21 protein-coding genes and 1 riboswitch are annotated in these 26,083 nt (G+C 71.0%); of the genes, 16 read left to right on the forward strand and 5 right to left on the reverse strand.

Features of this window, described 5'->3' with window-relative positions:
• The first annotated feature begins 23 nt into the window (after positions 1-23).
• Positions 24-1,271 (forward strand): L,D-transpeptidase, encoded by a 1,248-nt coding sequence (locus AC061S_RS36085; protein WP_478690108.1) that lies wholly within the window; start codon positions 24-26, stop codon positions 1,269-1,271.
• Positions 1,272-1,392: 121 nt separating this feature from the next.
• On the opposite strand, the gene AC061S_RS36090 is transcribed toward AC061S_RS36085, so the two are convergent.
• Complete coding sequence (locus AC061S_RS36090) at positions 1,393-1,794, reverse strand: DNA-binding transcriptional response regulator (protein WP_250742508.1); 402 nt, start codon at positions 1,792-1,794, stop codon at positions 1,393-1,395.
• 214 nt (positions 1,795-2,008) lie between these two features.
• Positions 2,009-3,715 carry a zinc ribbon domain-containing protein gene (locus tag AC061S_RS36095; protein WP_478690109.1) on the reverse strand — a complete coding sequence of 569 codons (1,707 nt, stop codon included), beginning with the start codon at positions 3,713-3,715 and terminating at the stop codon, positions 2,009-2,011.
• Between the two features lie 433 nt (positions 3,716-4,148).
• Between AC061S_RS36095 and ctaE the strand changes: the two genes are divergently transcribed.
• The 6 genes from ctaE to AC061S_RS36125 all read left to right on the forward strand — a co-directional run bounded on the left by ctaE (position 4,149) and on the right by AC061S_RS36125 (position 11,520).
• Entirely contained in the window at positions 4,149-4,769 is a 621-nt protein-coding gene (gene ctaE / locus AC061S_RS36100) for an aa3-type cytochrome oxidase subunit III (RefSeq protein WP_008738823.1), read from the forward strand.
• A gap of 76 nt (positions 4,770-4,845) precedes the next feature.
• Positions 4,846-5,655 (forward strand): cytochrome bc1 complex diheme cytochrome c subunit, encoded by an 810-nt coding sequence (gene qcrC, locus AC061S_RS36105; RefSeq protein WP_243330033.1) that lies wholly within the window; start codon positions 4,846-4,848, stop codon positions 5,653-5,655.
• On the forward strand, positions 5,652-6,710 hold the full coding sequence (gene qcrA / locus AC061S_RS36110) for a cytochrome bc1 complex Rieske iron-sulfur subunit (RefSeq protein WP_478690110.1): 1,059 nt from the start codon (positions 5,652-5,654) through the stop codon (positions 6,708-6,710). The genes qcrC and qcrA overlap by 4 nt, the downstream gene beginning before the upstream one ends.
• Complete coding sequence (qcrB, locus tag AC061S_RS36115) at positions 6,707-8,335, forward strand: cytochrome bc1 complex cytochrome b subunit (protein WP_478690111.1); 1,629 nt, start codon at positions 6,707-6,709, stop codon at positions 8,333-8,335. Before qcrA ends, qcrB begins: the two co-directional genes overlap by 4 nt.
• A gap of 209 nt (positions 8,336-8,544) precedes the next feature.
• Positions 8,545-9,609, forward strand: coding sequence for an anthranilate phosphoribosyltransferase (gene trpD, locus AC061S_RS36120; RefSeq protein ID WP_478690112.1), 1,065 nt, complete (start codon positions 8,545-8,547; stop codon positions 9,607-9,609).
• Between the two features lie 122 nt (positions 9,610-9,731).
• Positions 9,732-9,848, forward strand: a riboswitch (SAM riboswitch).
• 256 nt (positions 9,849-10,104) lie between these two features.
• Positions 10,105-11,520, forward strand: coding sequence for an aminotransferase class V-fold PLP-dependent enzyme (locus AC061S_RS36125; RefSeq protein ID WP_478690113.1), 1,416 nt, complete (start codon positions 10,105-10,107; stop codon positions 11,518-11,520).
• A gap of 449 nt (positions 11,521-11,969) precedes the next feature.
• Here AC061S_RS36125 and AC061S_RS36130 read toward each other — a convergent pair whose 3' ends face one another.
• Together AC061S_RS36130 and AC061S_RS36135 are read right to left on the reverse strand one after the other, a co-directional pair.
• On the reverse strand, positions 11,970-12,251 hold the full coding sequence (locus AC061S_RS36130) for an Lrp/AsnC ligand binding domain-containing protein (RefSeq protein ID WP_031148522.1): 282 nt from the start codon (positions 12,249-12,251) through the stop codon (positions 11,970-11,972).
• Positions 12,248-12,982: a rhomboid family intramembrane serine protease gene (locus AC061S_RS36135; RefSeq protein WP_478690114.1), complete on the reverse strand. Its 735-nt coding sequence runs from the start codon at positions 12,980-12,982 to the stop codon at positions 12,248-12,250. The genes AC061S_RS36130 and AC061S_RS36135 overlap by 4 nt, the downstream gene beginning before the upstream one ends.
• A 141-nt stretch (positions 12,983-13,123) precedes the next feature.
• On the opposite strand from AC061S_RS36135, the gene AC061S_RS36140 reads away from it, so the two are divergent.
• From AC061S_RS36140 to AC061S_RS36170, 7 genes are all read left to right on the forward strand, one after another.
• On the forward strand, positions 13,124-13,363 hold the full coding sequence (locus AC061S_RS36140; RefSeq protein WP_008738811.1) for a hypothetical protein: 240 nt from the start codon (positions 13,124-13,126) through the stop codon (positions 13,361-13,363).
• A 40-nt stretch (positions 13,364-13,403) separates the two neighbouring features.
• Entirely contained in the window at positions 13,404-14,768 is a 1,365-nt protein-coding gene (locus AC061S_RS36145) for an NYN domain-containing protein (RefSeq protein ID WP_478690123.1), read from the forward strand.
• Positions 14,769-15,022: 254 nt separating this feature from the next.
• Positions 15,023-16,054, forward strand: a complete 1,032-nt coding sequence (locus tag AC061S_RS36150) for a C40 family peptidase (RefSeq protein WP_478690115.1) — start codon at positions 15,023-15,025, stop codon at positions 16,052-16,054.
• Between the two features lie 251 nt (positions 16,055-16,305).
• Complete coding sequence (locus tag AC061S_RS36155) at positions 16,306-17,358, forward strand: C40 family peptidase (RefSeq protein ID WP_478690116.1); 1,053 nt, start codon at positions 16,306-16,308, stop codon at positions 17,356-17,358.
• A gap of 360 nt (positions 17,359-17,718) precedes the next feature.
• Positions 17,719-18,912: a hypothetical protein gene (locus AC061S_RS36160; RefSeq protein WP_478690117.1), complete on the forward strand. Its 1,194-nt coding sequence runs from the start codon at positions 17,719-17,721 to the stop codon at positions 18,910-18,912.
• Positions 18,913-19,389: 477 nt separating this feature from the next.
• Positions 19,390-20,532, forward strand: coding sequence for a glycosyltransferase family 4 protein (locus AC061S_RS36165; RefSeq protein WP_478690118.1), 1,143 nt, complete (start codon positions 19,390-19,392; stop codon positions 20,530-20,532).
• 262 nt (positions 20,533-20,794) lie between these two features.
• Complete coding sequence (locus AC061S_RS36170; protein WP_478690119.1) at positions 20,795-22,408, forward strand: GMC oxidoreductase; 1,614 nt, start codon at positions 20,795-20,797, stop codon at positions 22,406-22,408.
• A 36-nt stretch (positions 22,409-22,444) separates the two neighbouring features.
• On the opposite strand, the gene AC061S_RS36175 is transcribed toward AC061S_RS36170, so the two are convergent.
• A complete protein-coding gene (locus tag AC061S_RS36175) occupies positions 22,445-24,241 on the reverse strand; it encodes an AMP-dependent synthetase/ligase (protein WP_478690120.1) in 1,797 nt (598 codons plus the stop codon).
• Between the two features lie 228 nt (positions 24,242-24,469).
• Between AC061S_RS36175 and AC061S_RS36180 the strand changes: the two genes are divergently transcribed.
• Together AC061S_RS36180 and AC061S_RS36185 are read left to right on the forward strand one after the other, a co-directional pair.
• Positions 24,470-25,264 carry a metallophosphoesterase family protein gene (locus AC061S_RS36180; protein WP_478690121.1) on the forward strand — a complete coding sequence of 265 codons (795 nt, stop codon included), beginning with the start codon at positions 24,470-24,472 and terminating at the stop codon, positions 25,262-25,264.
• Positions 25,265-25,345: 81 nt separating this feature from the next.
• Positions 25,346-25,804, forward strand: a complete 459-nt coding sequence (locus AC061S_RS36185; protein ID WP_478690122.1) for an SRPBCC family protein — start codon at positions 25,346-25,348, stop codon at positions 25,802-25,804.
• The last annotated feature ends 279 nt before the right edge of the window (positions 25,805-26,083 follow it).

Raw genomic sequence — 26,083 nt, forward strand, 5'->3', positions numbered from 1 at the left:
CATACCTTCATAGCGTTGACTCCATGAACCAGTCACCGCGTCTTTGGACGGTTATCGGCTGCTCCCTGCTGGTCGCGTCCCTCGGGGCCGGCGCCACCGCATGCGGGTCGGGCGACGACAACCCGCTGTCCGCCCGCCCCTACGACGCGGGCGACCAAGTCGCCCTCAACCAGTCCACCGGCAGTCGCCCGGTCGACCCGGACCGGCCCCTGGAAGTCACCGCCAAGGGCGGCGACGGCCGGATCACCGACGTGAGCGCCGTGGACACCCACGGACGCCGCCTGGCGGGAGAGTTGTCCGCCTCCGGCGACCGCTGGCACAGCACCGTCCCGATGGCCGCCGGCGTCCGCTACACCGTCCTCGTGAGCACCGAGGACGAACGGGGCGCGCCGGGGCAGCGCACGCTCACCTTCGACACCACTCCGGCCCAGAAGGTCCTCAAGGTCGAATTCGGCCCGGACGAGGGCAAGTACGGCGTCGGACAGCCCCTCACGGCCGAACTCAACGAACCCGTGAAGGACAAGGCCGCCCGCGCCGTCATCGAGCGGGGCCTGGTCGTCGACGGCCCGTCGGCGGCCGTGGGCGCCTGGCACTGGGTGGACGACAAGAACCTCCACTACCGGCCCAAGGACTACTGGCCCGCCAACACCACCGTGTCCGTCCGGAGCAACCTGGAGGGCATCAAGGTCTCCGACGACCTGCACGGCGCCGCCTCCAAGCCGGTGAAGCTGGAGATCGGCGACCGGGTGGAGGTCACCACGGACGCCTCCTCGCACTGGATGACGTTCAGGCGCAACGGAGAAGTGATCAATTCCATCCCGGTGACCACCGGGAAGCCCGGCTTCTCCACCCGCAACGGCGTCAAGGTGGTGCTCGGCAAGCAGTACTACGTCCAGATGCGCGGCGACACCGTCGGCATCGGCGGCAGCGAGTACTACAACCTGCCCGTCTACTGGGCGACGCGCGTCACCTGGAGCGGTGAATACGTCCACGCCGCGCCGTGGTCCGTCGGCTCCCACGGATACGCCAACGTCAGCCACGGCTGCACCGGCATGAGCACGGGCAACGCCGCCTGGTTCTACGAGAACATCACCGAAGGCGACATCGTCAGCGTCATCAACAGCATCGGCGACGACATGGACATCTTCGGCAACGGCTTCGGCGACTGGAACATGGACTGGAAGGACTGGCGCGAGGGCAGCGCCCTCCTCAAGGGCACCCAGGAGGGCCGCAGCCCGGTCGACCAGGCCCGACTGCGCCCGCAGGTGTAACCACCGGGCCGGGAGCGCCTGGAGGGGCCACAGCCGGGGCACGGGTGCCCGTACGGACCGTACGGGCACCCGTGGGCCCGGTATGCGCCGGTAAGGGCCTGTGCGGGGCGCACAGGCCCCGCTACGCCGCCGGGGAGAGCCGCGCGCGCAGCAGACCCGCCAGGGCCTGCGCGAAGTCCACCGGATCAACCGGAAGGGTGACGGCGGCGTCCGCGCGGCTCCACGTGGCCAGCCAGGCGTCCTGCGGACGGCCCATCAGGAGCAGTACGGGCGGGCACTGGAAGATCTCGTCCTTGATCTGCCGGCACACCCCCATGCCCCCGGCCGGAACCGCCTCGCCGTCCAGCACGCACACGTCGATGCCGCCCGCGTCCAGCTCCTTCAGGACGGCCGGCAGCGTGGCGCACTCCAGGAACTCCACCGGCGGCAGGTCGGCGGCCGGCCTGCGCCCGGCGGCCAGCCGCACCTGCTCCCGGGTGCCCGCGTCGTCGCTGTAGACCAGAACCCGCGCAGTCGCCCGCATTTCGTTCCTCCACGTGTCCCGTGAATCACGTTGATGTTGCGCGGGATGCTACTCCGTCCGACCCGGTGTCAACATCGGTTCGCACAGCGTCTCTGATCAAGCCTGGCGAGCCCACGTAGGACGTGGTGTCCGGTGTGGGTTCTTCCCATCGTGGAGGGGTGGCGTGGGCGTGCAGGTGAAACCCCGCGCCCAGTGCTGTGCCTCGTGGCCGGTGTCAGCTGGTGGTGGGTGTGCTGATCGTGGTCACGTTCTGGTTCCGGTGGGCTGCGCGGGGCAGCCTGGTCCGGCCCGTTGGTACGCGCCCCTCCGGACGCTTGCCCGCCGGCCCCGAAGGGCCCGCGAGGGAGGGTGCCCTGCGTCGCCTGGGCGCGGGGCGTGTGGTTGACGGCCGGGTGGGTCCGGTCTTGGACCGGTCCTTCCGGCTGGGTGTGGCCGTGGGGGTGATCACGGCGCGGGGTTCCAGGGTGTCCACGACCGTGCGGATGGCCATGGTGCCGGTGGTGCGGTCGGTGACGGTCTTGGCCTGATGGGTGAGGCCGCGTGCGGCGATGCGTTGCCACGCGCCGTGGTCGCGGTCGCCCTGGTATCGGCAGGATGGGCAGATGGCCCATTTCCATCCCGGCGCGGTGGGCCTGTCAGGGGCCTTGCGGTGCCGCAACGGAACCAGACAGCGCGGGCAGTGCTTCGAGGTGTTCCTCGCGGGCACGGTGACGACGGCGATACCGCTCTCGGCGGCGAGGTGCCGCATCCGGTCGACGATCCGCCCGCGCACCGCCTGGGGAAGGCGGGTGTTCATCGTGCGGCCCATGCCCCTTGCCTCCATCGAGCGGAGGTCTTCGATGTAGATGACGGTCGCCCCGGCGGCGATGGCTTGATCGACAGCCCAGCGTGCGGCGGCCCGCGCGAGGGCGTCGTTGAGGTTCGACCGCCGGGCACTGACACGCTGCGTCTCCTCGGCCAGCACCGCCAGTCTGACCGTGAGGGGGTGTTCGGTGTCGCCGTCGGTGAGGCGTTGGTACTGGTCGGCTTCGGCGTACAGGTGCTCGGAGAGGCGGCGTAGCCGGTGCTGTTTGGCCAGGATCCCAGCGGCGCGGAACATGCCCCCGGCTCTGAGAGCGGTGATCTGCCCGTCATCGTGCAGCCGGGCGGCACCGGCGGACAGCAGGGTATTCAGCCCCCAGTCCACACCGAGTGCGACCGTGTGCCCGGACGGCTGGGCCTTGGGAACGGCATGTGTGTAGGCGAGGTCGGCCCGCACCCTTCCCTGGTGCACGCGGAGGGTGGGCAGGTGCAGTACCGCGCCCGCCGGGATCACGGGCGGCAGCGTGATTGGGCAGGCCACCCGGGTCCAGTGCTCGTACGACCGCGGATCGGGCCGGGTGGGGAGCTGCAACCGCAGCAACGCCCGCCCTGGCGCGTCCGCCCGCTCGATCGTGGCCTGCTGCGCGTCGCACGCCGACAGCAGCAGCATCTGGGCCATGCGGGGTACGGCTTCCAGCTCGAACACATCGACCGGAAGACGGCCATGCCTCCGGAGGAACGCGGCGATCTGTCGGGTACGGGACTTGATCACACTGGACGGCAGGAACTGCCCGCCCGGCACTATTTCGCGGACCCGGTCCCATTCCTCGGATGTGCGTTTGCCGGGGTCGCCAGGCCAGGACGCGAGGACCCCAGCGGTCAGATCGGCCCGCCACTTCACCGACCGCAGCGTCCGCCCGGCTGCCTCTTGTGCCATCCGGACGATCCGGTCGTTGACCTTGGCGCCCTCGGGGGGTGTGCTGCTCCAGCCGAGGCGGCGCAAGGCCATCCACGCGGTCGATGGCAGCTTCCTGCCCCCGGCGTCCTGTCCGGAGGCAAGCACATCCACATCAAGGGCGTTCCAGTGCACGGCCATCAGCTCAGCGGCCATGGCGGACATCAGGTGCACGGTGCACGGCCCAGCCGACCCGGTCCGCCAGCACACCGGCAGGCAGGAGTCCGCCGGTCTTCTCATCCACACCAGTCCGCAGCAGACCACGCGCAGAAGCCGTCCGCACTGTCTGCCCCTCGGCTAGCGACACCTTCCGACTCAACACCCACCCCCCTACCGTCCGGTGCTGTCATCCGATCAACGACATCCCGCACGAAAGGTCACCCCTTCGAGCCACGAACCCGTATCCGACACTCACTCAAGACGGACCACGACCAGACCCAACCGGTCACCACGGATTCCAACCAAGTACGTGCACCTCGCCCACAGGCGTTCCGCAGACTTCCGAAGGGCGATCTGATGGGCCGTTCGGGCCTTGCACACGCCCCTGACACTCCGAACGGCACCCCCCGGGGTGAGGGCGGGATAAGGGACCGACATAATGTCGGTCGTGGCGACAGCAACGACAGTAGATACCGGGCACGCGCACCCGACGGTCAACAGGCCGAACCTCGTCAGCGTGGGAACCATCATCTGGTTGAGTTCCGAGCTGATGTTCTTCGCGGCCCTCTTCGCGATGTACTTCACCCTGCGATCCGTGACAGGCGCCGAGTACTGGACAGAACAGGCTTCGGCCTTGAATCTGCCCTTCTCGGCGACGAACACGACGATCCTGGTGCTTTCCTCGCTCACCTGCCAGCTCGGCGTATTCGCCGCCGAGCGCGGTGACGTGAAGAAGCTCAGGACGTGGTTCATCATCACGTTCGTCATGGGTGCGATCTTCATTGGCGGCCAGGTGTTCGAGTACACCGAGCTGGTCAAGCACGAGGGCATGAGCCTCTCGTCCGGTCCGTACGGCTCGGTCTTCTACCTGACCACCGGCTTCCACGGTCTGCACGTGACGGGCGGTCTCATCGCCTTCCTGCTGGTCCTCGGCCGGACGTACGCGGCCAAGAGGTTCACCCACGAACAGGCCACGTCGGCCATCGTCGTGTCCTACTACTGGCACTTCGTCGATGTCGTCTGGATCGGCCTCTTCGCGACGATCTACCTGATCAAGTAGCGAACACGTCGCCGGGCCCGACCCGGCACTCCATCCAGACACACCGACGCAGAAGATCCTGACACCGGGGTAATCCGTGAAAAAGCTCTCCGCACGACGACGCCATCCGCTGGCGGCGGTCGTCGTTCTACTCTTCGCGCTGGCGGTTACCGGGGGGCTGTACTCCGCCTTCGCGCCCGCGGGCAATGCGAAGGCCGACGAAACCGTCCAGTCCCTCGCCATCGAGGAGGGCCAGAAGCTCTACGCCGTCGGCTGCGCAAGCTGCCACGGTACCGGCGGTCAGGGTTCCTCTGACGGCCCCAGCCTGGTAGGCGTCGGCTCCGCTGCCGTCGACTTCCAGGTGATGACGGGCCGTATGCCCGCCCAGCAGCCCGGCGCCCAGGTGCCGAAGAAGCCCGTCATCTACACCCAGGCGCAGACCGACCAGCTCGCCGCGTACATCGCGTCCCTCGGAGCCGGCCCGATCGTGCCGACCGAGAAGCAGTACGACCCGGCGGGTGCCGACATCGCCAAGGGTGGTGAGCTGTTCCGCAACAACTGCGCGCAGTGCCACAACTTCACGGGCGAGGGCGGCGCGCTGACGAACGGCAAGTACGCCCCCAACCTTGAGGGTGTCGAGCCGAAGCACGTCTACGAGGCCATGCTCACCGGCCCGCAGAACATGCCCTCCTTCCCCGACAGCACCATGCCGGAGAAGCAGAAGAAGGACATCATCGCGTACCTCCAGCACGTCAACGGCGAGAAGTCGACCAGCCCCGGTGGCCTCAAGCTCGGTGGCCTCGGCCCCGTCTCCGAGGGTCTCTTCGGCTGGATCTTCGGACTGGGTGCGCTGATCGCTGTCGCCGTCTGGGTCGCGGCCCACACCGCTAAGGCCAAGAAGTCATGAGTAGCCAAGACATTCCCGAAGAGAAGCACCTGCCGAGCGAGCAGGGCGACGCGCACCACGGTGCCGTGGCAGTGGCGGACGACCCGTTCGCCGACCCCGGCCTGCCGGTTCACCGGCCGCGGATCCAGGACATCGACGAGCGGGCCGCGAAGCGCTCCGAGCGCACGGTGGCCTTCCTGTTCACGCTGTCGATGCTGGCGACGATCGCCTTCATCGCCTCGTTCGTGATCCTGCCGGTCGACAAGATCGTCTACATCTTCCCCATCGGGAAGGTGAGCGCTCTCAACTTCGCCCTGGGCGTCAGCCTCGGCGCGGCCCTCTTCTGCATCGGCGCGGGCGCGGTCCACTGGGCCCGCACCCTGATGTCCGACGTGGAGGTCGCCGCCGAGCGCCACGAGATCGCGGCCCCGGCCGAGGTCAAGGCGCAGGTCATGCAGGACTTCGCGGACGGCGCGCGCGAGTCGGCCATCGGCCGCCGCCCGCTCATCCGCAACACGATGTTCGGTGCGCTGGCCCTGCTGCCGCTCTCCGCCGTCGTGATCCTGCGCGACCTGGGCCCGCTGCCCGAGGACAAGCTGCGCAAGACCATCTGGGCGCGGGGCAAGATGCTCATCAACCAGAACACGATGGAGCCGCTCCGGCCCGAGGACATCGTCGTCGGTTCGCTGACCTTCGCCATGCCGGAAGGCCTGGAAGAGGACGCGCACGACTTCCAGGTCCAGATCGCCAAGGCCGCCCTGATGATCGTCCGCATCCAGCCGGAGAACATCAAGGACAAGAAGGAACTGGAGTGGTCCCACGACGGCATCGTGGCCTACTCCAAGATCTGCACCCACGTCGGCTGCCCGATCAGCCTGTACGAGCAGCAGTCGCACCACGTGCTCTGCCCGTGCCACCAGTCCACCTTCGACCTCTCCGACGGCGCCCGAGTCATCTTCGGCCCGGCTGGTCACGCGCTCCCGCAGCTGCGGATCGGCGTCAATGACGAAGGTTTCCTCGAGGCGCTCGGCGACTTCGAAGAGCCCGTCGGTCCCTCTTTCTGGGAGCGCGGATGAGCACTGCCACCGAAACAAAAGAACGCAAGGCCCCGGCCGGCGAGCGTGTAGCCGACTGGGCCGACGGCCGGCTGGGCATCTACAGCCTCGCCAAGGCCAACATGCGGAAGATCTTCCCGGACCACTGGTCCTTCATGCTGGGCGAGATCTGCCTCTACAGCTTCATCATCCTCATCCTCACGGGTGTGTACCTGACGCTGTTCTTCCACCCGAGCATGAACGAAGTGCACTACGACGGTTCGTACGTCCCCATGCAGGGCGTCATGATGTCGGAGGCCTTCCGCTCGACCCTGGAGATCAGCTTCGACGTCCGCGGCGGCCTGCTCATCCGGCAGATCCACCACTGGTCGGCGCTGATCTTCATCGCGGCGATGCTCGTGCACATGATGCGCGTGTTCTTCACCGGCGCGTTCCGCAAGCCGCGTGAGGTCAACTGGGTCTTCGGCTTCCTGCTGCTGGTCCTCGGCATGTTCACCGGTTTCACCGGTTACTCCCTGCCGGACGACCTGCTCTCGGGCACCGGTGTCCGCTTCATGGAAGGCGCGATGCTGTCCGTGCCGATCGTCGGCACGTACCTGTCGTTCTTCTTCTTCGGCGGGGAGTTCCCCGGCGGCGACTTCGTGGGCCGGCTCTACTCGGTGCACATCCTGCTGCTGCCCGGCATCATGATGGGCCTGCTGGTGGCCCACCTGATCCTGGTCTTCTACCACAAGCACACCCAGTTCGCGGGCCCCGGCAAGACCGAGAAGAACGTCGTCGGCATGCCGCTGCTCCCGGTCTACATGGCCAAGGCCGGAGGCTTCTTCTTCCTGGTCTTCGGTGTCATCGCGGCCATCTCGGGCATCGCCTCGATCAACCCGATCTGGGCGCTCGGCCCGTACCGTCCGGACCACGTGTCCACCGGTGCGCAGCCCGACTGGTACATGGGCTTCTCCGAGGGCCTGATCCGTGCCATGCCCGGCTGGGAAGTCAACCTGTGGGGCCACACCCTGGCCCTGGGCGTCTTCATCCCGTTCATGATCTTCCCGCTGGTCCTGACCGTGATCGCGGTCTACCCGTTCATCGAGTCCTGGATCACCGGGGACAAGCGCGAGCACCACATCCTGGACCGCCCGCGCAACGTCCCGACCCGTACGGGCTTCGGTGTGGCATGGCTGACGTGGTACGTCATCCTGCTGATCGCCGGTGGAAACGACATGTTCGCGCAGTACTTCCACCTGTCGATCAACGCGATCACCTGGTTCGCGCGCATCGGGTTCTTCGTCGGCCCGGTCATCGCCTTCATCATCACCAAGCGGATCTGCCTCGGCCTCCAGCGCCGGGACCGGGACAAGGTGCTGCACGGCCGCGAGACCGGCATCATCAAGCGCCTGCCGCACGGTGAGTTCGTCGAGGTCCACGAGCCGCTCTCGCAGGGCAAGCTGCACGCGCTCACCTCGTACGAGCAGTACGAGCCCGCCGAGATCGGCCCGACGGTCGACGAGAACGGTGTCGAGCGCAAGGTGAAGCCGCTGGAGAAGCTCCGCGCCAAGCTCAGCAAGGGCTACTACGGGGAGAACAACCAGATCCCGAAGCCCACGGTCGAGGAGTACAAGGAGATCCAGAGCGGCCACGGCCACCACTGATCTCCCGCATCACGGCTTCACAGCTTCACGATTCACGCAGTACGCACCACGCATGACTGCTTGAGGGACTGATTTCGGTCAGTCCTGGTGTCGCCACGGCGAGAGCCCCGTCCAGTGTCTGGACGGGGCTCTTTGCCGTCCCCGGCGCTGGATAGGCTGAAGCCCTTCCCATTCGACGTGGAATCCCCCACGAGCAGCAGGAGCGGACCATGAACCTGGTGACCCCGGCAGGCGGCGACAGCGTGGCGGCCCGCGGTTGGCCGGGCGTTCTGGACGCCCTGCTGTCCGGCCGGGACCTCGGCGCCGACGACACGGCCTGGGCCATGGACCGGATCATGCGCGGGGAGGCCACCGACGCCCAGATCGCCGGATTCGCCGTCGCGCTGCGGGCCAAGGGGGAGACCGTGGCCGAGATCAACGGCCTGGTCCGCGCCATGTACGAACACGCCAACCTGATCGAGGTGCCGGGCCGGACGGTGGACATCGTCGGCACCGGCGGCGACGGGGCCAAGACGGTCAACATCTCCACGATGTCGGCCATCGTGGTGGCCGGTACGGGTGCCAAGGTCGTCAAGCACGGCAACCGGGCCGCGTCCTCCGCGAGCGGCTCCTCGGACGTCCTGGAGAAGCTGGGGGTCAACCTCGACCTCACCCCCGCGCGGGTCGTGGAGGTGGCCGAGGAAGCCGGGATCACCTTCTGCTTCGCGGTCAAGTTCCACCCCGCGCTGCGGCACGTGGCGGCGGCCCGCCGGGAGCTCGGGATCCGGACCACCTTCAACTTCCTCGGCCCGCTGACCAACCCGGCGCGGGTCCGGTCGCAGGCCACCGGTGTGGCCGACGCGCGGGTGGCCCCGATCGTCGCGGGAGTCCTGGCGGAGCGGGGCTCCTCGGCACTGGTCTTCCGCGGTGACGACGGGCTCGACGAGCTCACCACCACGGCGACCTCCCGGGTCTGGTGGGTCCGTGACGGCGAGGTCAGGGAGCAGGGCTTCGACCCGCGCGACATCGGCATCTCGCTGGTGGACGTCTCCGCGCTGGCCGGCGCGGACGCCTCGTTCAACGCGGACGTGGCCCGCCGGCTGCTGGCCGGCGAGACCGGCCCGGTCCGCGACGCGGTGCTCCTGAACTCGGCGGCGGCCCTGGTCGCGCTGGACCCGGGCCCGGGCACCCTGGAGGAGCAGCTCGCCGCCGGTGTCGTACGGGCGGCGGAGTCGGTGGACTCGGGATCGGCTCGCGAGGCGCTGGCACGCTGGGTGGCGGCGAGCAACGCGTAGCCGTCCCGGTCACCGTTCCCGTCCCCGTTCGACGGGATCCGGCCAAGATCCAGCACTGACCCCGGTCCGCCATGTGGACCGGGGTCTTGCGTTCGCAAGATCGTGTGGCAGGATGCTCCTCAGGTCACGAGTGACAGCGTTTAGGCCCCGGCTTGCTGTCCGGCAACCCTCCTTCCGTGGCGGGGTGCCCCGGGTGATGACCAGGTCGTAGGCAGTGAGGTCTACGGCAAGCGCGGATCCCTCGAACGCCAGGGGTCCTGGTCTCTCGAGGAGCGTTTTCCGTGAGCAAGCGAATGCGATAGGGCGACTCCGCCCCTTCTTCACCCCTCCGAACAGGGTCACTTCCGCGTACCCGCAGTACATCTGCGGCAGCACATCTGTGTGCGGTGGCCGATCCGCGTTCCGGGGCACTCCCGTACCCCGAACGGCCGCAGCGCCGTATCCGCGTACGGGCACACCGAAGCCATTCACACCTGCCTGCCGGGAGATACCGCCATGTCCGCAACCCTGAACGCCGTCGCCACCACTGCTGCCGCCGCCGTCGACCCCGCCTGTGCCGAGCCCCTGGCGGTCCTCGGCCGCGAGGTCACCGTGCCGCTCGTCACCGGCGGCGAGGTCACCTACGCCGCCCTCGACTACGCGGCCAGCGCCCCCGCCCTGCAGCGGGTCTGGGACGACGTGGCCGCGTACGCCCCGTACTACGGCAGCGTCCACCGCGGCGCCGGGTACCTCTCGCAGCTCTCCACCGACCTGTTCGAGCAGAGCCGGGTCACGGTCGCCGAGTTCCTCGACTGCCGCCCCTCCGATCAGGTGATCTTCACCCGGTCCACCACCGACTCCCTCAACCTGCTCGCCGCCGTGCTCCCAGCCGACTGCCAGGTCTTCGTCTTCGAGACCGAGCACCACGCCTCGCTGCTCCCGTGGACGAACGCACAGGTCACCTACCTCAACGCCCCCCGCACCCCGGACGAGGCCGTCGCCACCCTGGAGCGCGCCCTGGCCGACCGTGACCCATCCCCTAGCTCTTCGAGCTGGGGAGACCCCAAGGGCCCGGCGCTGGTCTGCGTCACCGGAGCCTCCAACGTCACCGGCGAGCTGTGGCCCGTCAAGGAACTCGCCGCCGCCGCGCACGCCCACGGCGCCCGCATCGTCCTGGACGCCGCCCAGCTGGCCCCGCACCACCCCGTCTCGGTCCAGGACCTCGACGTGGACTGGGTCGCCTTCTCCGGTCACAAGCTCTACGCCCCCTTCGGCTCGGGCGTGCTCGCCGGCCGCGCGGACTGGCTGCAGGAGGCGGAGCCGTACCTCGCCGGCGGCGGCGCCTCCCGCAAGGTGGCCCGCCGCGAGGACGGCGGCGTGGACGTCGAGTGGCACACCACCGCCGCCCGCCACGAGGCCGGCTCCCCGAACGTGATCGGCGTCTACTCCATCGCCTCCGCCTGCAAGGCGCTGAAGGAAGCCGGCTTCGAGAACCTCGTCGCCCGCGAGCAGCGGCTCATCGCCAAGGTCCGCGAAGGCCTCGCCGAGGTTCCGGCGGTCCGCGTCCTGTCCCTCTTCGGCGACGACGCCCCCCGCGTCGGCGTCATCTCCTTCGTCGTCGACGGCTGGAACAGCTCGCACTTCGCCGCCGCGCTCTCCGCCGAGTACGGCATCGGCGTCCGCGACGGCCTGTTCTGCGCCCACCCGCTGGTCCGCACCCTCCTCGGCAGCGAGCCGCAGGCCCAGGGCGAGTGCGGGGCCCCGGAGGCGGCCCCGGGGGAGCGGTCCCTGAACGCGATCCGCGTCAGCTTCGGCGCCGGCACCCCCGACGAGCACGTGGAGCGCTTCGTCCGCGCCGTCAAGGAGCTCGTCGCGGACGGCGCCAAGTGGCAGTACCGCACCGAAGAGGGCCGCTGCGTCCCGGCCGTCTGAGAGGCTGCGGGGCGTGACCTACTGGGACCCGATAGCGACCGTGCGGGCCTGCGTCACCGGTGAGCCGCTGCCGGGCAACGCGAGTTGGGTACCGGAGTACAGCCCACCATGGGGCGCATGGCCCGACGCGTGGGCACGGCGTGACTGGCGCAATGTGCCGGGGCCGTTCTACGGCGCGGGAACCGACACGTGCTGGGTGGGGCGGGAGGTCGCGCCCGCCCATGTGCTCTACAACGACGAGCGCGGTCGCGTCCGTGAATGGGCCGAGGCCCTGGACCGGAAGTGGTCGGTGTCGACGCGCTCCGACGAGCGTGAAGCCGCCGCCGGTGCCCGCGCCTACGTGGCACACATCGACCTGGGCCTCGCGGGCTACCTGCGCGGCTATCTCTTCCGGCTAGGAGAAGGCCGCCCCGCCCGCTCGGGCGAGGCGTTGCCCGCGCTCTGCACGGCTACGCGTCGAGGCCGATCGCGAAGGCCGCTTCCAGGTCGTGCTGGGAGTACGTGCGGAACGCCACGTGCGTGTCCGTCGCCTCGACGCCCGGGATCTTGCTGATGCGGCCGGGGATGATGTCGGCCAGGTTCTCGTGGCGGGCCACGCGGACCAGCGCGATGAGGTCGTACGTACCCGTGACCGAGTAGACCTCGCTGACGCTGTCCAGCGCGGCGATGGCCTCGGCGATCTCGGGGATCCGGTCCACGCTGGTCTTGATGAGCACGATCGCGGTGATCACGGTTGGCTGTCTCCCTCGACGGCAGTCACTGGTCGACCCACTCTAGTCCCACCCCGGTAGCGGGCCCACGCGTAGAGGAAGCCGACGGAGAAGCCCACCACGTGGGCCAGATAGGCGACTCCCGGACCGCTCGCCGCGCGGTGTGCCGCCAGCCACTGCAGGCCGAACCAGAACATCAGCACGATCCACGCCGGGAAGCGCAGCGGCAGGAAGAAGAGGAACGGGAACAGGCTCGTCACCCGGGCCTTGGGGAACAGGTACAGGAAGGCCCCCAGGACCGCGGAGATCGCCCCGGAGGCCCCGACCAGGGTCTGGTCCGAGGAGGCGTAGGCCGCCGCGTACGCCGCCAGGGCCAGGTAGCCCGTACAGACGTAGAAGCAGAGGAACCCGGCCCGGCCCATGCGCCGCTCCGTCATCGCCCCGAAGACGTAGAGGAAGAGCATGTTGCCCAGCAGGTGCAGCCAGCTCCCGTGCACGAACAGGGCCGTGAGGGGGGTGAGCGCCGCTCGGCCCGAGCCGGTGAACAGCTCGTCCGGGACCACGCCCCAGCGCCGGAAGTACGCCGTCCCCGTCTCCAGGAGCTGGTCGCCCGTCCCGTAGACCGGGTTCAGCCCCGATGCCGGGCTCAGTACGAACACCACGCAGCAGCCGGCGATCAGCGCGTGGGTGACCACCGGGCCCCGGGCGGCCTCGCGTACGGCCTGCCACCTTACGATCATGCGACCGAGCATGACCCAGCCGGGCCCACCAGCGCGTGCGGCAGGCCGTAGGGTTACGAGCTACGCACGCACGCACGTGCCCGAGGGCGACATGGGCGTGTGCGCCGCGTGCGGCACGTACGCGATAGAAGGATAGAAGGAGAGAGCGGCCTGATGACGGTTCCCCTGCCGACCGACACCACCCGGTGGCGCTGCACCCTGTGCGGCAACCTCACGCGTTTCGACGTCACCCGTTCGTCGAAGGTCGTGGAGTACGTCCACCTGGACCTCGCCGGGGAGCCCAAGGTCGAGGAGCGCGAGGTGGTCAATGAGACCATCGAGTCGGTGCGCTGCCGCTGGTGCAACGCGGTGGACCAGATCGAGCTCGTGGACAGGCCGGGCGCGGACTCCTGACGGAGCCCCGCCCGCAGGTGAATGACGGTAGGGGTGACGGATTGTGGAGCCAGCAAGCGGCGCTGAGCCGGCCGACGCGGCCGGCGACGCCGCGGAGGTCCTCGACCGCCCGCTGCCGGAAGGCGTGCGGCGCCGGGTCGTCGCGCTCGTCTCCGACGCCTTCGGCGGGCTGACGGTCGCGGACCTCCCGGCGCAGCTGCGCCAGTACGCCCGTTTCACCCCGACCAGGCGCGCCAAGTTCGCGGGCAACGCCATGGCCACGGCCGTGGAGAGCGACCCCGTCTTCCGGGGCCGGGTCGCCGAGAAGCTCCGCGAGGCGCAGGCCGACCTGGCCTCCGCGCTGGAGTCGGGCGCCCCGCCCGCCGCCGCCGATCCGCTGGACGTCGCGGCCGCCGCGTACGTGCTGCGGCCGGCCGGCTGGGTCAAGCTGGTCGCGGCCGCGGGCGAGGAGGCGCAGCGCGCCGACGCCGAGCGGGTCGACGAGGAGGCCCGGCGCGAGATGGAGCGGCTCCGCGAGGAGCTGGCCCACGTACGGGAACTGCAGCGCACGGGTGTCGACCAGGTGCGGGCCGAGCTGGACGTGGCGCGCAAGGAAGCGGAATCGCTTCAGCGCAAGCTGCGCAGCGCCCTGAGCGACGTCAAGCGGGGTGACGCCGCCCTGCGCAAGATCAACGCGGAGGTCGACGGCATCCGCGCCGAGGCGGCCGCCCAGGTGACCTCGGCGGAGAGCGAGACCCGGCGCCTCAAGTCCCGCCTCGCGGAGGTGGAATCGGCGCTGGAGACCTCGCGCCGGGCCACCCGTGAGGGGCGCAGCATCGAGGACATGCGGCTGCGGCTGCTGCTCGACACCGTGCTGGACGCGGCCGCGGGACTGCGCCGGGAGCTCGCGCTGCCGCCTGTCTCCACGCGGCCCGCCGACACGGTGGAGGCGGTGGAGCCGGGCCGGATGACCCCGAAGGACATCGCGGCGCGCGCCTTGTCGGAGACCGATCCGGCGCTGCTGGACCAGTTGCTGGCGCTGCCCCAGGCCCATCTGGTGGTCGACGGCTACAACGTCACCAAGACCGGCTACCCGACGATGCCGCTCGAGAAGCAGCGGCTGCGGCTGCTGGGCGGGCTGTCGATGCTCGCCGCGCAGACGGGCGCCGAGATGACCTGTGTCTTCGACGGGGCGGAGCTGGCGGCCCCCGTGCTGCTCGCGCCGCCGCGCGGGGTGCGGGTGCTGTTCTCCAAGGCCGGGGTGACGGCGGACGAGCTGATCCGCCAGCTGGTGCGCGCCGAGCCGGCGGGCCGTCCGGTGGTCGTGGTCTCCACCGACCGTGAGGTCGCCGACGGGGTGGCCAAGGCCGGGGCGCGGCCGGTGGCGTCCGCCTTGCTGCTGAAGCGGCTTTCGCGCGTTTCGTAACTGCTGGTCCATATGCCGGAATTGGCAGGTGATCGGGGGGACGGACCGTCAAGTCGTCGGCACGGAGCGTGCACTATAGGTAAAGAACCTGGTCGGACGGCGATTTTTTTGCCGACAGGATTTGAACTGATCACAGAAGGGTCACTAGGGTCAGTCAAACCTTCGTGCGGTAGTTCACTCATTCGGGGTGACAGCGAAGGTGTCGCCGAGTCTTGCGTTCTTTCGGCGGCTCTAGGAAGAAGGAGCTCGCCTTCGTGGCGTCCCACCGTCGACCCAAGCAGCCGACCCGCATGCGCACGACCGTGCTCGGAGTCACCGCGGCAGCCGCCGTGGTCCTCTCGGGGCAGGCCGCCCACGCCGCCCCCGCCAAGCCGAGCAAGGACGAGGTCAAGGCCAAGGTCGACGCCCTCTACGAAGAGGCGGAGCAGGCCACCGAGAAGTTCAACGGGGCCAAGGAGCGCCAGGACAAGCTCGAAACCGAGATCGGGCAGCTCCAGGACCAGGTCGCCCGCGGCCAGGAGGACCTCAACGCCCTCCGCGGCACGCTCGGTTCGATGGCCAGCGCCCAGTACCGCAGCGGCGGCATCGACCAGTCCCTCGCGCTCTTCCTCTCGGCGGACCCGGACAGCTACCTCGACAAGGCCTCCACCCTGGAGCAGCTCAGCGGTCAGCAGGTCGAAGCGGTCCAGAAGATCCAGGCCAAGCAGCGCACCCTCGCGCAGCAGCGCCAGGAGGCCGCGGGCAAGCTCACCGACCTCGACGCCACCCGCAAGGAGCTCGGCGAGAAGAAGAAGGCCTCCTCGGACAAGCTCGCCGAGGCCCAGGCCCTCCTCAACACCCTGACCGCCCAGGAGCGGGCGCAGATCAAGGACGAGGACACCCGCGCCAGCCGCAGCGCCGGCGACCGCGTCCCCAACCTCGGCAGCGTGAAGCCTTCCGGCCGGGCCGGCGCCGCCCTCGCCGCCGCCCAGACCAAGGTCGGCAGCGCGTACATATCCGGGCACGAAGGCCCCAACTCGTTCGACTGCTCGGGTCTGACCCAGTGGGCGTACAAGCAGGCCGGCGTGAACATATCGCGCGTCACGTACACCCAGGCGAACGACGGCACCCGGATCGGCAAGAGCCAGCTCCAGCCCGGCGACCTGGTGTTGTTCTACGGCGACCTCCACCACATCGGCCTGTACGCGGGCAACAACATGGTGCTGCACGCCTCGAACCCGCGCGGCGGCGTCAAGTACGAATCCATCAACAACATGCCCTTCCAGTTCGGCGTGCGCGTGGGCTGACGCCCCCCTCCGCCCAGGACCCGACCGGACGCGCCGTACACCGCCCATCCGGGCGAATTCCGAGGCCCCGCTCCGACCACACGCCCCGCCGGTGACCTGCGTCTCCGACGGGGCGTCACTGTGCGTGCCCGCCGGAGGTCGTTGGCCGGTGCCCTCAGGCGCGGCTACTGTCTGCCAGCGCGGAACCCCGGCACACGGCCGCCCACGGAGGGCGGACCCGGGTCCCGCTCAGCAGGAGGGAGCGGTTTCACGTGGCGTCCCATCGCCGGTCCGGGCCCAGCGCCCTCGACCGGAACACGAAGGTCACCGTCCTCACCGCCGCCGCGGCGGGAGCCGCGGTCGCCATGTCGGGCGCACCCGCCGGTGCCGCCCCCGGGCTCCCGCTGGAGCCCTCCGCGGGCACCCGCGCCCAGGTCGACCGGCTCTTCGAAGAGGCCGAACAGGCCACCGAGCGCTTCAACGAGGCGGGCGAGCGGGCCGGCCGGCTCCGCGCCGAAGTCGACCGGGTCCAGGACGCGGTGGCCCGCGGGCAGGACCGCATCAACACCATGCGCGGGGTCCTCGGCGCCTACGCCGGAGCCCAGTACCGGGCCGGCGGCATCGACCCCGCCGTCGAGCTGATGCTCTCCGACGACCCGGACGACTACCTCGCCAAGGCCGCGGCCATCGACCGGCTGTCCGGCCGGCAGGCCCGTCAGCTCGACGAACTGCGCTCCGAGCAGCGCCGGCTCGGCCAGGAACGCGGGGAAGCCGCTCGCAAGCTCTCCGAACTCGACGCCCTGCGCGCCGACGTGGCCAAGGAGAAGCGGGCCGTCACCGCCAAGCTCGCCGCCGCCCGCCGGCTGCTGAACGCGATGCCCACGCAGGAGCGCGCCGACTTCGACCGGGCCTCGCGCTCCGGCGGCCGCCCCGACGCCCTGCCCGAGCTCCCCGCCCCCGCGGCCTCAGGGCCCTCCTCCGGCCGTGCCATGACCGCCGTGATGGCGGCCCGGTCCGCCGTCGGACGGCCCTACGTATGGGGTTCCACCGGCCCCTCCGGCTTCGACTGCTCCGGACTGATGGTGTGGTCGTACCGGCAGGCCGGTGTCGCCCTGCCGCGCACCTCACAGGCGCAGCGGCACGCCGGGCGGCGGGTGTCGCTGTCGGAGGCGCGCCCGGGGGACCTGGTGACGTACCGCTCGGACGCCAGCCACGTGGGCATGTACGTCGGCAACGGCCAGGTGGTGCACGCCCCGTACCCGGGGGCGCGGGTGCGGTACGACCCGGTCGGGATGATGCCGGTCTCCTCGGTGACCCGGCCCTAGGCCGTCTCTTTCGGATCTTGCCTGGCCCGCGCCGCCCGGCACCGCACCTCGCCGCACTGCCGGGGCACCCGGGTACGTCCAGTACGCGGGAGCCCCGGCAGCGTGGCGAGGCACGGCACCGGATGAGCGGGCCTGACCGGCAAGATCCGAAAGAGCCGGCCTAGTGCTGTGGCCGGAAAGGTTCACCGTGTCACGGCGCCCGGCACGGCACCTCGCCGTGTTGTCGGACCACGACGGTACGTCCAGTACGAGTCGCGGTCCTCCGCCTTGCGATGCACCGCACCGGACACCGCGACCCGGCAAACCTTTCCGGCCACAGCACTAGGTCGGCCCAGGGGCTGCCCTGCGTACGATCGGGTGATGCTCCCGGTCCTGGGCCGTCCTCCTCGCCGGCGCCCGCGCGCACTGCCGCTGGTGCTGCTCTGCGTGCTGCTGCTGTGGGCGCCGCTCGCCGGATGCGGCTCCGGTTCCGGCTCCGGTTCTCCTTCCGGTTCCGTGTCCGCCTCCGGGGTCCCTTCGGGGGGCCCCGCCGAGCGGGACGTCCGGCGGGCCGTCGCCGACTGGTCGGCGTCCCCGCCCGCGGCCCTCGCGGCGATCCCGCTGGAGGGGTGGTCGTACGAGGTCTCCGCGGTCCGGGTGGACGGCGTACGGGCCTTCGCGCGCGCCGAGCTGCGCTACCGGCTCACCGGCTACGACGCCGCCCCGGCCGGCTCCGCCCGCGAGGTGGAGCTCGCCCGCGACGGCGGCTCCTGGGCGGTGGCGGCCGACCGGCCCGCCCCGGGGGCCCTGCCGCAGCTGTGGGACCAGGGCCCGGTGTCCGTGGAGCGCGGGGCGCACGCCCTGGTGCTCGGCGGCGCCGGCCACAGCTCCGGCTACCTCTCCGAGATCGCCGCCGAGGCCGACAAGGCGGTGCCCGCGGCGAGCGCGGCCTGGCCGCGGCCGTGGGCGGGCCGGGTGGTGGTGCTGGTGCCCGGCTCGCTGGACGCGATGGCCGCGCTGCTGGGGCGGCCCGCGGACGAGTACCGCGGCCTGGGCGCCGTCACCACCGGGCGGACCGGGTCGGGCCCCGCCCCCGCCGACCGGGTCGTGGTGAACCCGGAGGGGTACGGGCAGCTCACGGCGGAGGGCCGCCAGGTGATCCTGACCCACGAGACCACGCACGTGGCCACCCGGGCGGCGACCACCGCCCGGACCCCGCTCTGGCTCTCCGAGGGCTTCGCGGACTGGGCCGCGTTCCGCGACAGCGGCCGGACCCCGGCCGAAGCCGCGCCGGCCCTCGCCCGCGCGGTGCGCGGCGGCGACCTGCCGGCCACCCTCCCGGAGCCCGGGGCCTTCGCCTTCGGCGGGGACGCGGACGCGCTGGCGCGGGCCTACGAGGGCTCCTGGCTGGCCTGCCGGCTCATCGCCCGGCGGTGGGGGGACGCGGCGCTGGTCTCCCTGTACGAGAAGTCCGGCCGGGAGTCCCTGCCGGCGGCGGTGGCGGAGGCTCTGGGCACGGACCCCGCGGGCCTGACGCGAGCCTGGCAGCAGGACCTGACCCGAGAGTTCCGCTAGCCGTGGCACCGGACCGGCCGCCTCGAACGCCGCCGGTGCTTTGGTGCGGCTCCCCGCCGGGGGCCGCGTGCGGGTCCGCTCCCGGGGGCCAGCCCCCGGACCCCCGCTCCTCAAACGCCGGAGGGGCTGATTTCACCCCGGCGGCGCCGGACACGTCCGGGCTGGCGCCGGGCACGTCCGGGTTGGCGCCGGGCACGTCCGGGTTGGCGTCGCACGCATCCGGCTGTGGGCGGGCACATCCGGGCCGGCGCCGGCCAAATCCAGCCTCGCCGGCGTTTGAGGCGCGGGGTCTGGGGCTGAGCCCAAGGGGCCCCCGGCGCAGCCCGGTTCCGCGGCCCCGGTCCGCAGGCCCCGACCCGCAGCGCCGCCGCCCGCGCACCGCCCCGTAGGGCAGAGCCCCGCAGGGCCCCGCCCCGCACGGTCCCGCCCCGCAGGGCCCCGCCCCGCAGGGCCCCGCTCCGGTAGGGTCGGCAGGCGATGGACAAGACGCTGATCGTGACCAACGACTTCCCGCCGCGGCCGGGGGGCATCCAGGCATTCCTGCACAACATGGCGCTGCGCCTGGACCCCGACCGGGTCGTGGTCTACGCCTCCACCTGGAAGCACTCGGCCGAGGCCCGCGCCGCCACCGCCGCCTTCGACGCGGAGCAGCCCTTCCAGGTGGTCCGCGACCGCACGACGATGCTGCTGCCGACCCCCAGGGTCACCCGCCGGGCCGTGGGCCTGCTGCGCGAACACGGCTGCTCGTCGGTGTGGTTCGGTGCCGCGGCCCCCCTGGGCCTGATGGGCCCCGCGCTGCGCCAGGCCGGTGCGCGCCGGATCGTGGCAACCACCCACGGGCACGAGGCGGGCTGGGCGCAGCTCCCGGGCGCGCGCCAACTGCTGCGGCGCATCGGCGAGGGCACGGACACCCTGACGTACCTGGGGGAGTACACGCGTTCGCGGATCGCGCCGGCCCTGACGGAGCGGGCGGCGGCGCGCATGACGCAGCTCCCGCCGGGGGTGGACGAGAAGACCTTCCACCCGGGGTCGGGCGGCGCGGAGGTCCGGGCGAGGCTGGGCCTGACCGACCGGCCGGTGGTCGTCTGCGTCTCGCGGCTCGTCCCCCGCAAGGGCCAGGACACGCTGATCGAGGCGATGCCGCGGATCCTGGCGGCGCTGCCCGACGCCGTCCTGCTGATCGTGGGCGGCGGCCCCTACGAGGCCGACCTGCGGGCACTGGCCGGCTCGACCGGGGTCGCGGAGTCCGTCGTCTTCACGGGCGCGGTCCCGTGGTCCGAACTGCCCGCCCACTACGGGGCCGGGGACGTCTTCGCGATGCCCTGCCGGACCCGGCGCGGCGGGCTGGACGTGGAGGGCCTCGGCATCGTCTACCTGGAGGCCTCCGCCACGGGGCTGCCGGTGATCGCCGGAGACTCCGGCGGCGCCCCGGATGCCGTACTGGACGGGGAGACGGGCTGGGTGGTCCGCGGCGGCGCCCCGGCCGAGGCCGCGGACCGCATCGTCACCCTGCTCCGGGACCCGGCCCTGCGGGCACGCATGGGCGAGCGCGGCCGGGCCTGGGTCGAGGAGAAGTGGCGCTGGGACCTGCTGGCGGAACGGCTGCGCGAGCTGCTGTAGTTCGCGGCCGCAGTCCCGGCCGTAGTCCGCAACCGCAGTCCGCGACCGCAGGCCGGCCACCCCGCGCCGTGCGCGACGGCCGGGGTCCCCCTTCCGTGCGGAGGGGGATTATCGCTCCCGAGGGGCCGATCGCGGGCAGAGTCGATCAAACCGCACGGGCCGGGGCGGGGCCCTCCTACGGTCGAGCCATGTCTGACTGTTACTCAGAAGCGTGTCAGTGCGGGTTATGGCCGGTTGAGCGGAATCCGCTCATGATGCGGCCATGACACCAAACCTGACACGCCGTCATGTTCTCGGTCTCGGCGCCCTCCAGACCGCGGCGGCCCTCGGCTTCACCCGGATCGGCCTGCAGTCCGCGGCCGCTGCCGAGCCCGCGGCCGCGACGTACGCCCCGGCCATCGTCGTCGGCTCCGGCTACGGATCCGCCGTCGCCGCGCTCCGCCTCGGGCAGGCCGGCGTGCGGACCGTCGTGCTGGAGATGGGCCGGCTCTGGGACACCCCGGGCGCCGACGGGAAGGTCTTCCCCGCCACCTCCGCCCCCGACCAGCGCTCGATGTGGTTCCGCAACCGCACCGAGGCGCCGCTCGCCCAGTTCCTCTGGCTGGACGTGGTCAACCGCAACATCAGCCCGTACCCCGGCGTCCTGGACCGCGTGAACTACGGCGACATGTCGGTGTACGTGGGCCGCGGCGTCGGCGGCGGCTCCCTGGTCAACGGCGGCATGGCGCCCACGCCGAAGCGCTCGTACTTCACCGAGGTCATGCCCCGGGTGGACGCCGACGAGATGTACGGCACCTACTACCCCCGGGCCCGCGCCATGCTCGGGGTCAACGACATCGACCCGGCCTGGTTCGAGTCCACCGAGTGGTACCGCTTCGCCCGCGTCTCCCGCAAGCACGCACACAAGACCGGGCTGAAGACCACCTTCGTCCCCAACGTCTACGACTTCGAGTACATGAAGCGCGAGGCCGCCGGGACCGCCGCCAAGTCCGCCCTCGCCGGCGAGGTCATCTACGGCAACAACCACGGCAAGAAGAGCGTGGACAAGACCTACCTCGCCGCCGCCCTGGGCACCGGGAACGTCACCATCGAGACCATGCAGCGGGTGGTCGGCGTACGGCAGGACCCGGCCGGCGGCTACGTCCTGACCGTCCAGACCAGCGACCTCAGCGGCCGCGTCACCCAAGTCCGCGAACTGGCCTGCAAGCAGCTCTTCCTCGGTGCCGGCAGCCTCGGCACCACCGAGATCCTGCTGCGCGCCCGCGAGACCGGCACCCTGCCCGCGCTCAGCGACAAGGTGGGCCTCGGCTGGGGCCCCAACGGCAACGTCATGACCGCCCGCGCCAACCACCTGTGGGACACGGTCGGCGCCAACCAGGCGACGATGCCCGCCCTGGGCATCGACGACTGGGACAACGCCTCGAACCCGGTCTTCGCCGAGATCGCCCCGCTCCCGATGGGGTTCGAGCACTGGATCTCGATGTACCTGGCCATCACCAAGAACCCGGAGCGCGGGCACTTCACCTACGACGCCGCCAGCGACTCGGCGAAGCTCCAGTGGACCCGGGCGCAGAACGCCGCGTCCGTCCAGTCCGCGAAGCGGCTCTTCGACCGGATCAACCGGGCCAACTTCACCATCTACCGCTACGACCTCTTCGGCGACAACAAGAACTTCGCCGACAACTTCACCTACCACCCGCTGGGCGGCTGCGTCCTCGGGGACGCGACCGACGACTTCGGCCGGGTCAAGGGCTATCAGGGCCTCTACGTCACCGACAGCTCGCTGATCCCCGGATCGCTCGGCGTGAACCCCTTCGTGACCGTCACCGCCCTGGCGGAACGGAACCTGGCGAGGGTCCTCGCCGACCCGCGCTGATCAGCGGCCTCCGGCCGCGGGGCCGCGAGGCAGGCACTAGCCCCGGTAGAGGGCTTCGATCTCGTCCGCGAAGTCCTTCGCCACCACATTCCGCTTCAGCTTCAGCGAAGGCGTGATGTGCCCGGACTCCTCCGTGAACTGGGAGGGCAGAATGCGGAATTTCCGCACCGATTCCGCCTTGGAAACCGCCGCGTTGCCGTCGTCCACCGCCTGCTGGACGGCGGCGACGAGATCCGCGTCCTCGCGCAGCTGGGCCGCCGTCGAACCGGCCGGCTTGCCGTGCTCCGCGGCCCACCGGCCCAGGAACTCCTCGTCGATGGTGACCAGCGCGGCCACGAACGGGCGCGCGTCGCCGACCACCATGCACTCCGCGACCAGCGCGTGCGCCCGGATCCGGTCCTCGATCACGGCGGGCGCCACGTTCTTGCCGCCCGCCGTGACGATGAGCTCCTTCTTGCGCCCGGTGATCGCCAGGTAGCCGTCCTCGTCGAGCGTGCCGACGTCACCGGTGTGGAACCAGCCGTCGGTCAGCGCGTCGGCGGTGGCCGTCGGGTTGTTCCAGTACTCCTTGAAGATGTGCTCGCCGTGCAGCAGCACCTCGCCGTCGTCGGCGATGCGCACCACGGAGCCCGGGAGCGGCTGGCCGACCGTACCGATCTTCGTCTTGTCCCACGGGTTGAAGGCCGTGGCCGCGCAGGACTCTGTCAGGCCGTAGCCCTCCAGCACCGTGAAGCCGATGCCGCGGAAGAAGTGGCCGAGCCGCTCGCCCAGCGGGGCCCCGCCGGAGATCGCGTACTCGCCGCGCCCGCCGAGCGCCGTGTGCAGCTTGCTGTAGACCAGCTTGGAGAAGACCTTGTGCTTGAGCTTGAGCGCGAGGGACGGCCCGCCCGGCAGGTCCAGCGCGCGGCTGTACGCGATAGCCGTCTCGGCCGCCGCGTCGAAGATCTTGCCCTTGCCGTCGGCCTGGGCCTTGGCGCGGGCCGAGTTGTAGACCTTCTCGAAGACGCGCGGCACGCCGAGGATCAGCGTGGGCCGGAAGGACTGCAGCTCGTCGGTGAGGTTCTTGATGTCCGGTACGCAGCCCAGCCGGATCGGCGCCAGCACGGCCGCCACCTCCACCAGGCGGCCGAACACGTGCGCGGCCGGCAGGAAGAGCAGCACGGAGCACTCGCCGGTCCGGAAGAGCGGACGCAGCCGGGCCACGATGTTCCCGCACTCGGCGAAGAAGCTGCGGTGGGTCAGCACGCAGCCCTTGGGGCGGCCGGTGGTGCCGGAGGTGTAGACGATGGTGGCCGGGTCGTCGGCGCCCGCGAGCGCGCTGCGCTCGTCGACCTCGGCGTCGGAGACCCCGGCGCCGGCCGCCCGCAGCGTCTCCAGGGCGCCCTGCTCGATCTCCCAGACCTCGCGCAGCTCCGGCAGCCGGTCGCGCAGCGCGGCCACGGCCGCGGCGTGCCCGGGGGACTCCACGACGACGGCGACGGCGCCGGAGTCGCCGAGGATCCACTGGATCTGCTCGGGGGAGCTGGTCTCGTACACGGGGACCGTGACGGCGCCGGCGCTCCAGATCGCGAAGTCGATCAGCACCCACTCGTAGCGGGTGCGGGAGATCAGGGCGACCCGGTCGCCGGGCCGGATGCCGGCCGCGATCAGGCCCTTCGCCGCGGCACGGACCTCGGCCAGGAACTGGGTCGCGGTGACGTCCTGCCACGCGCCGCCGACCTTGCGGGCCATGACGGCGGTGTCGGGATGCTGAGCGGCATTGCGGCGGATGAGATCCGTCAGGTTCCCGTCCGACGGGACCTCGTACAGGGCCGGAAGGCTGAACTCGCGCAAGACTGCTGCTCCTCTGGGCGCCATCGCCACCATGTGGACCGACCGGACGTTACCCACCGGTAGTGGGTTCCGGATAGAGGGAACCGGCCAGATGTTCCCTGCGTCACATGTAGCGGCCGTGTCCTGCCGACATTAGTCGACCCGGTTTGCGACTCGGAAGTAACCGCAGGTCCGGCCGCCTGGCCCGATTCCCTACCCGCGGTGGCCAAGCGCCCCTAGGGTGGCCGCATGGGTGGCTCTATGGGTGGTACGAAGAACCGGACACGGGTCCATGTCGTCAGCGACGTCCACGGCAACACAAAGGCCCTGGCCCGGGCCGGGGAAGGCGCCGACGCGCTCATCTGCCTCGGCGACCTCGTCCTCTTCCTCGACTACGCCGACCACTCGCGCGGCATCTTCCCCGACCTGTTCGGAGTCGAGAACGCCGACCACATCGTCGAACTGCGCACCGCCCGCCGTTTCGAGGAGGCCCGGGAGTTCGCCCGCGGCCTGTGGACCGGGCTGGACCGGGAACGGCTCGTCGAGGGCGCGGTCCGGCGCCAGTACGCGGAGATGTTCGCCGCCTTCCCGCGGCCCACGTACGCCACCTACGGCAACGTGGACATCCCCGGGCTCTGGCCCGAGTACGCCGGCCCCGGCCTGACCGTGCTCGACGGGCAGCGGGTCGAGATCGGGGGCCGGGTCTTCGGCTTCGTCGGGGGCGGACTCCCCTCGCCGATGCGCACGCCGTACGAGGTGCCCGAGGAGGAGTACGCGGCCAAGGTGGAGGCGCTGGGCGAGGTCGACGTGCTGTGCTCGCACATCCCGCCGGAGGTGCCGGAGCTCTGCTACGACACGGTGGCGCGGCGCTTCGAGCGGGGGAGCGGGGCGCTGCTCGCCGCGATCCGCCGGGTGCGGCCCCGGTACGCGCTCTTCGGCCACGTGCACCAGCCGCTCGCACGGCGGATGCGGATCGGCGCCACCGAGTGCGTGAACGTCGGGCACTTCGCCGCCACGGGAAGGCCGTGGGCCCTGGAGTGGTGAGGCCATGACGCGCGATAGCCTTCACGCGGCGGCTCGGCCGTCCGCACACTTCCTCGAACTCCCCCCGGAGGAGCGACCGCGATGGCGGAACACACCAGCTCGAGCATCATGATCGAGGCGTCCCCGGCCGACGTCATGGCCGTGATCGCCGACTTCGCCCGCTACCCGGAGTGGACCGGCGAGGTGAAGGAGGCCGAGGTGCTGGCGAAGGACGACGCCGGCCGCGCCTCCCTCGTCCGCCTGCTGCTGGACGCGGGCGCGATCAAGGACGACCACACGCTGGCGTACACCTGGCCTGGCGAGAACACGGTCAGCTGGACCCTGGACAAGTCCCAGATGCTGAGGCAGCTCGACGGGTCCTACCAGCTCGCGCCGGTCGCGGGCGGCGCGCGCACCGAGGTGACCTACTCGCTGACCGTGGACGTCAAGATCCCGATGCTCGGCATGATCAAGCGCAAGGCGGAGAAGGTCATCATCGACCGGGCGCTGGCGGGCCTGAAGAAGCGGGTCGAGAGCCGGCCCGGCCACGCTTCCTCTTAACGCGCGGCTCGGCGGCGGTGCGGCCACTGCCGTCTGGCGTCGGTGCCGGTGGGCGGGTGCGGGTGGGTTGGCCCTGCGGGGCTGGGTCCCCTACCCGCCCTTCGCCCGTTCCCCGGGGCTTTGCCCCGGACCCGTTGCCGTGCGCGGCGCCGTTGCCGGGGACCAGCCCCCGGACCCCCGCGCCTCAAACGCCGGCGAGGCTGGATATGGCTGGAGTTGCCTCCGGGCAATCCAGCACGCTGTGCTGCGCACACGTGCGATCCGGCGCCGGCCAAATCC

Source organism: Streptomyces sp. CA189 (assembly GCF_056428985.1).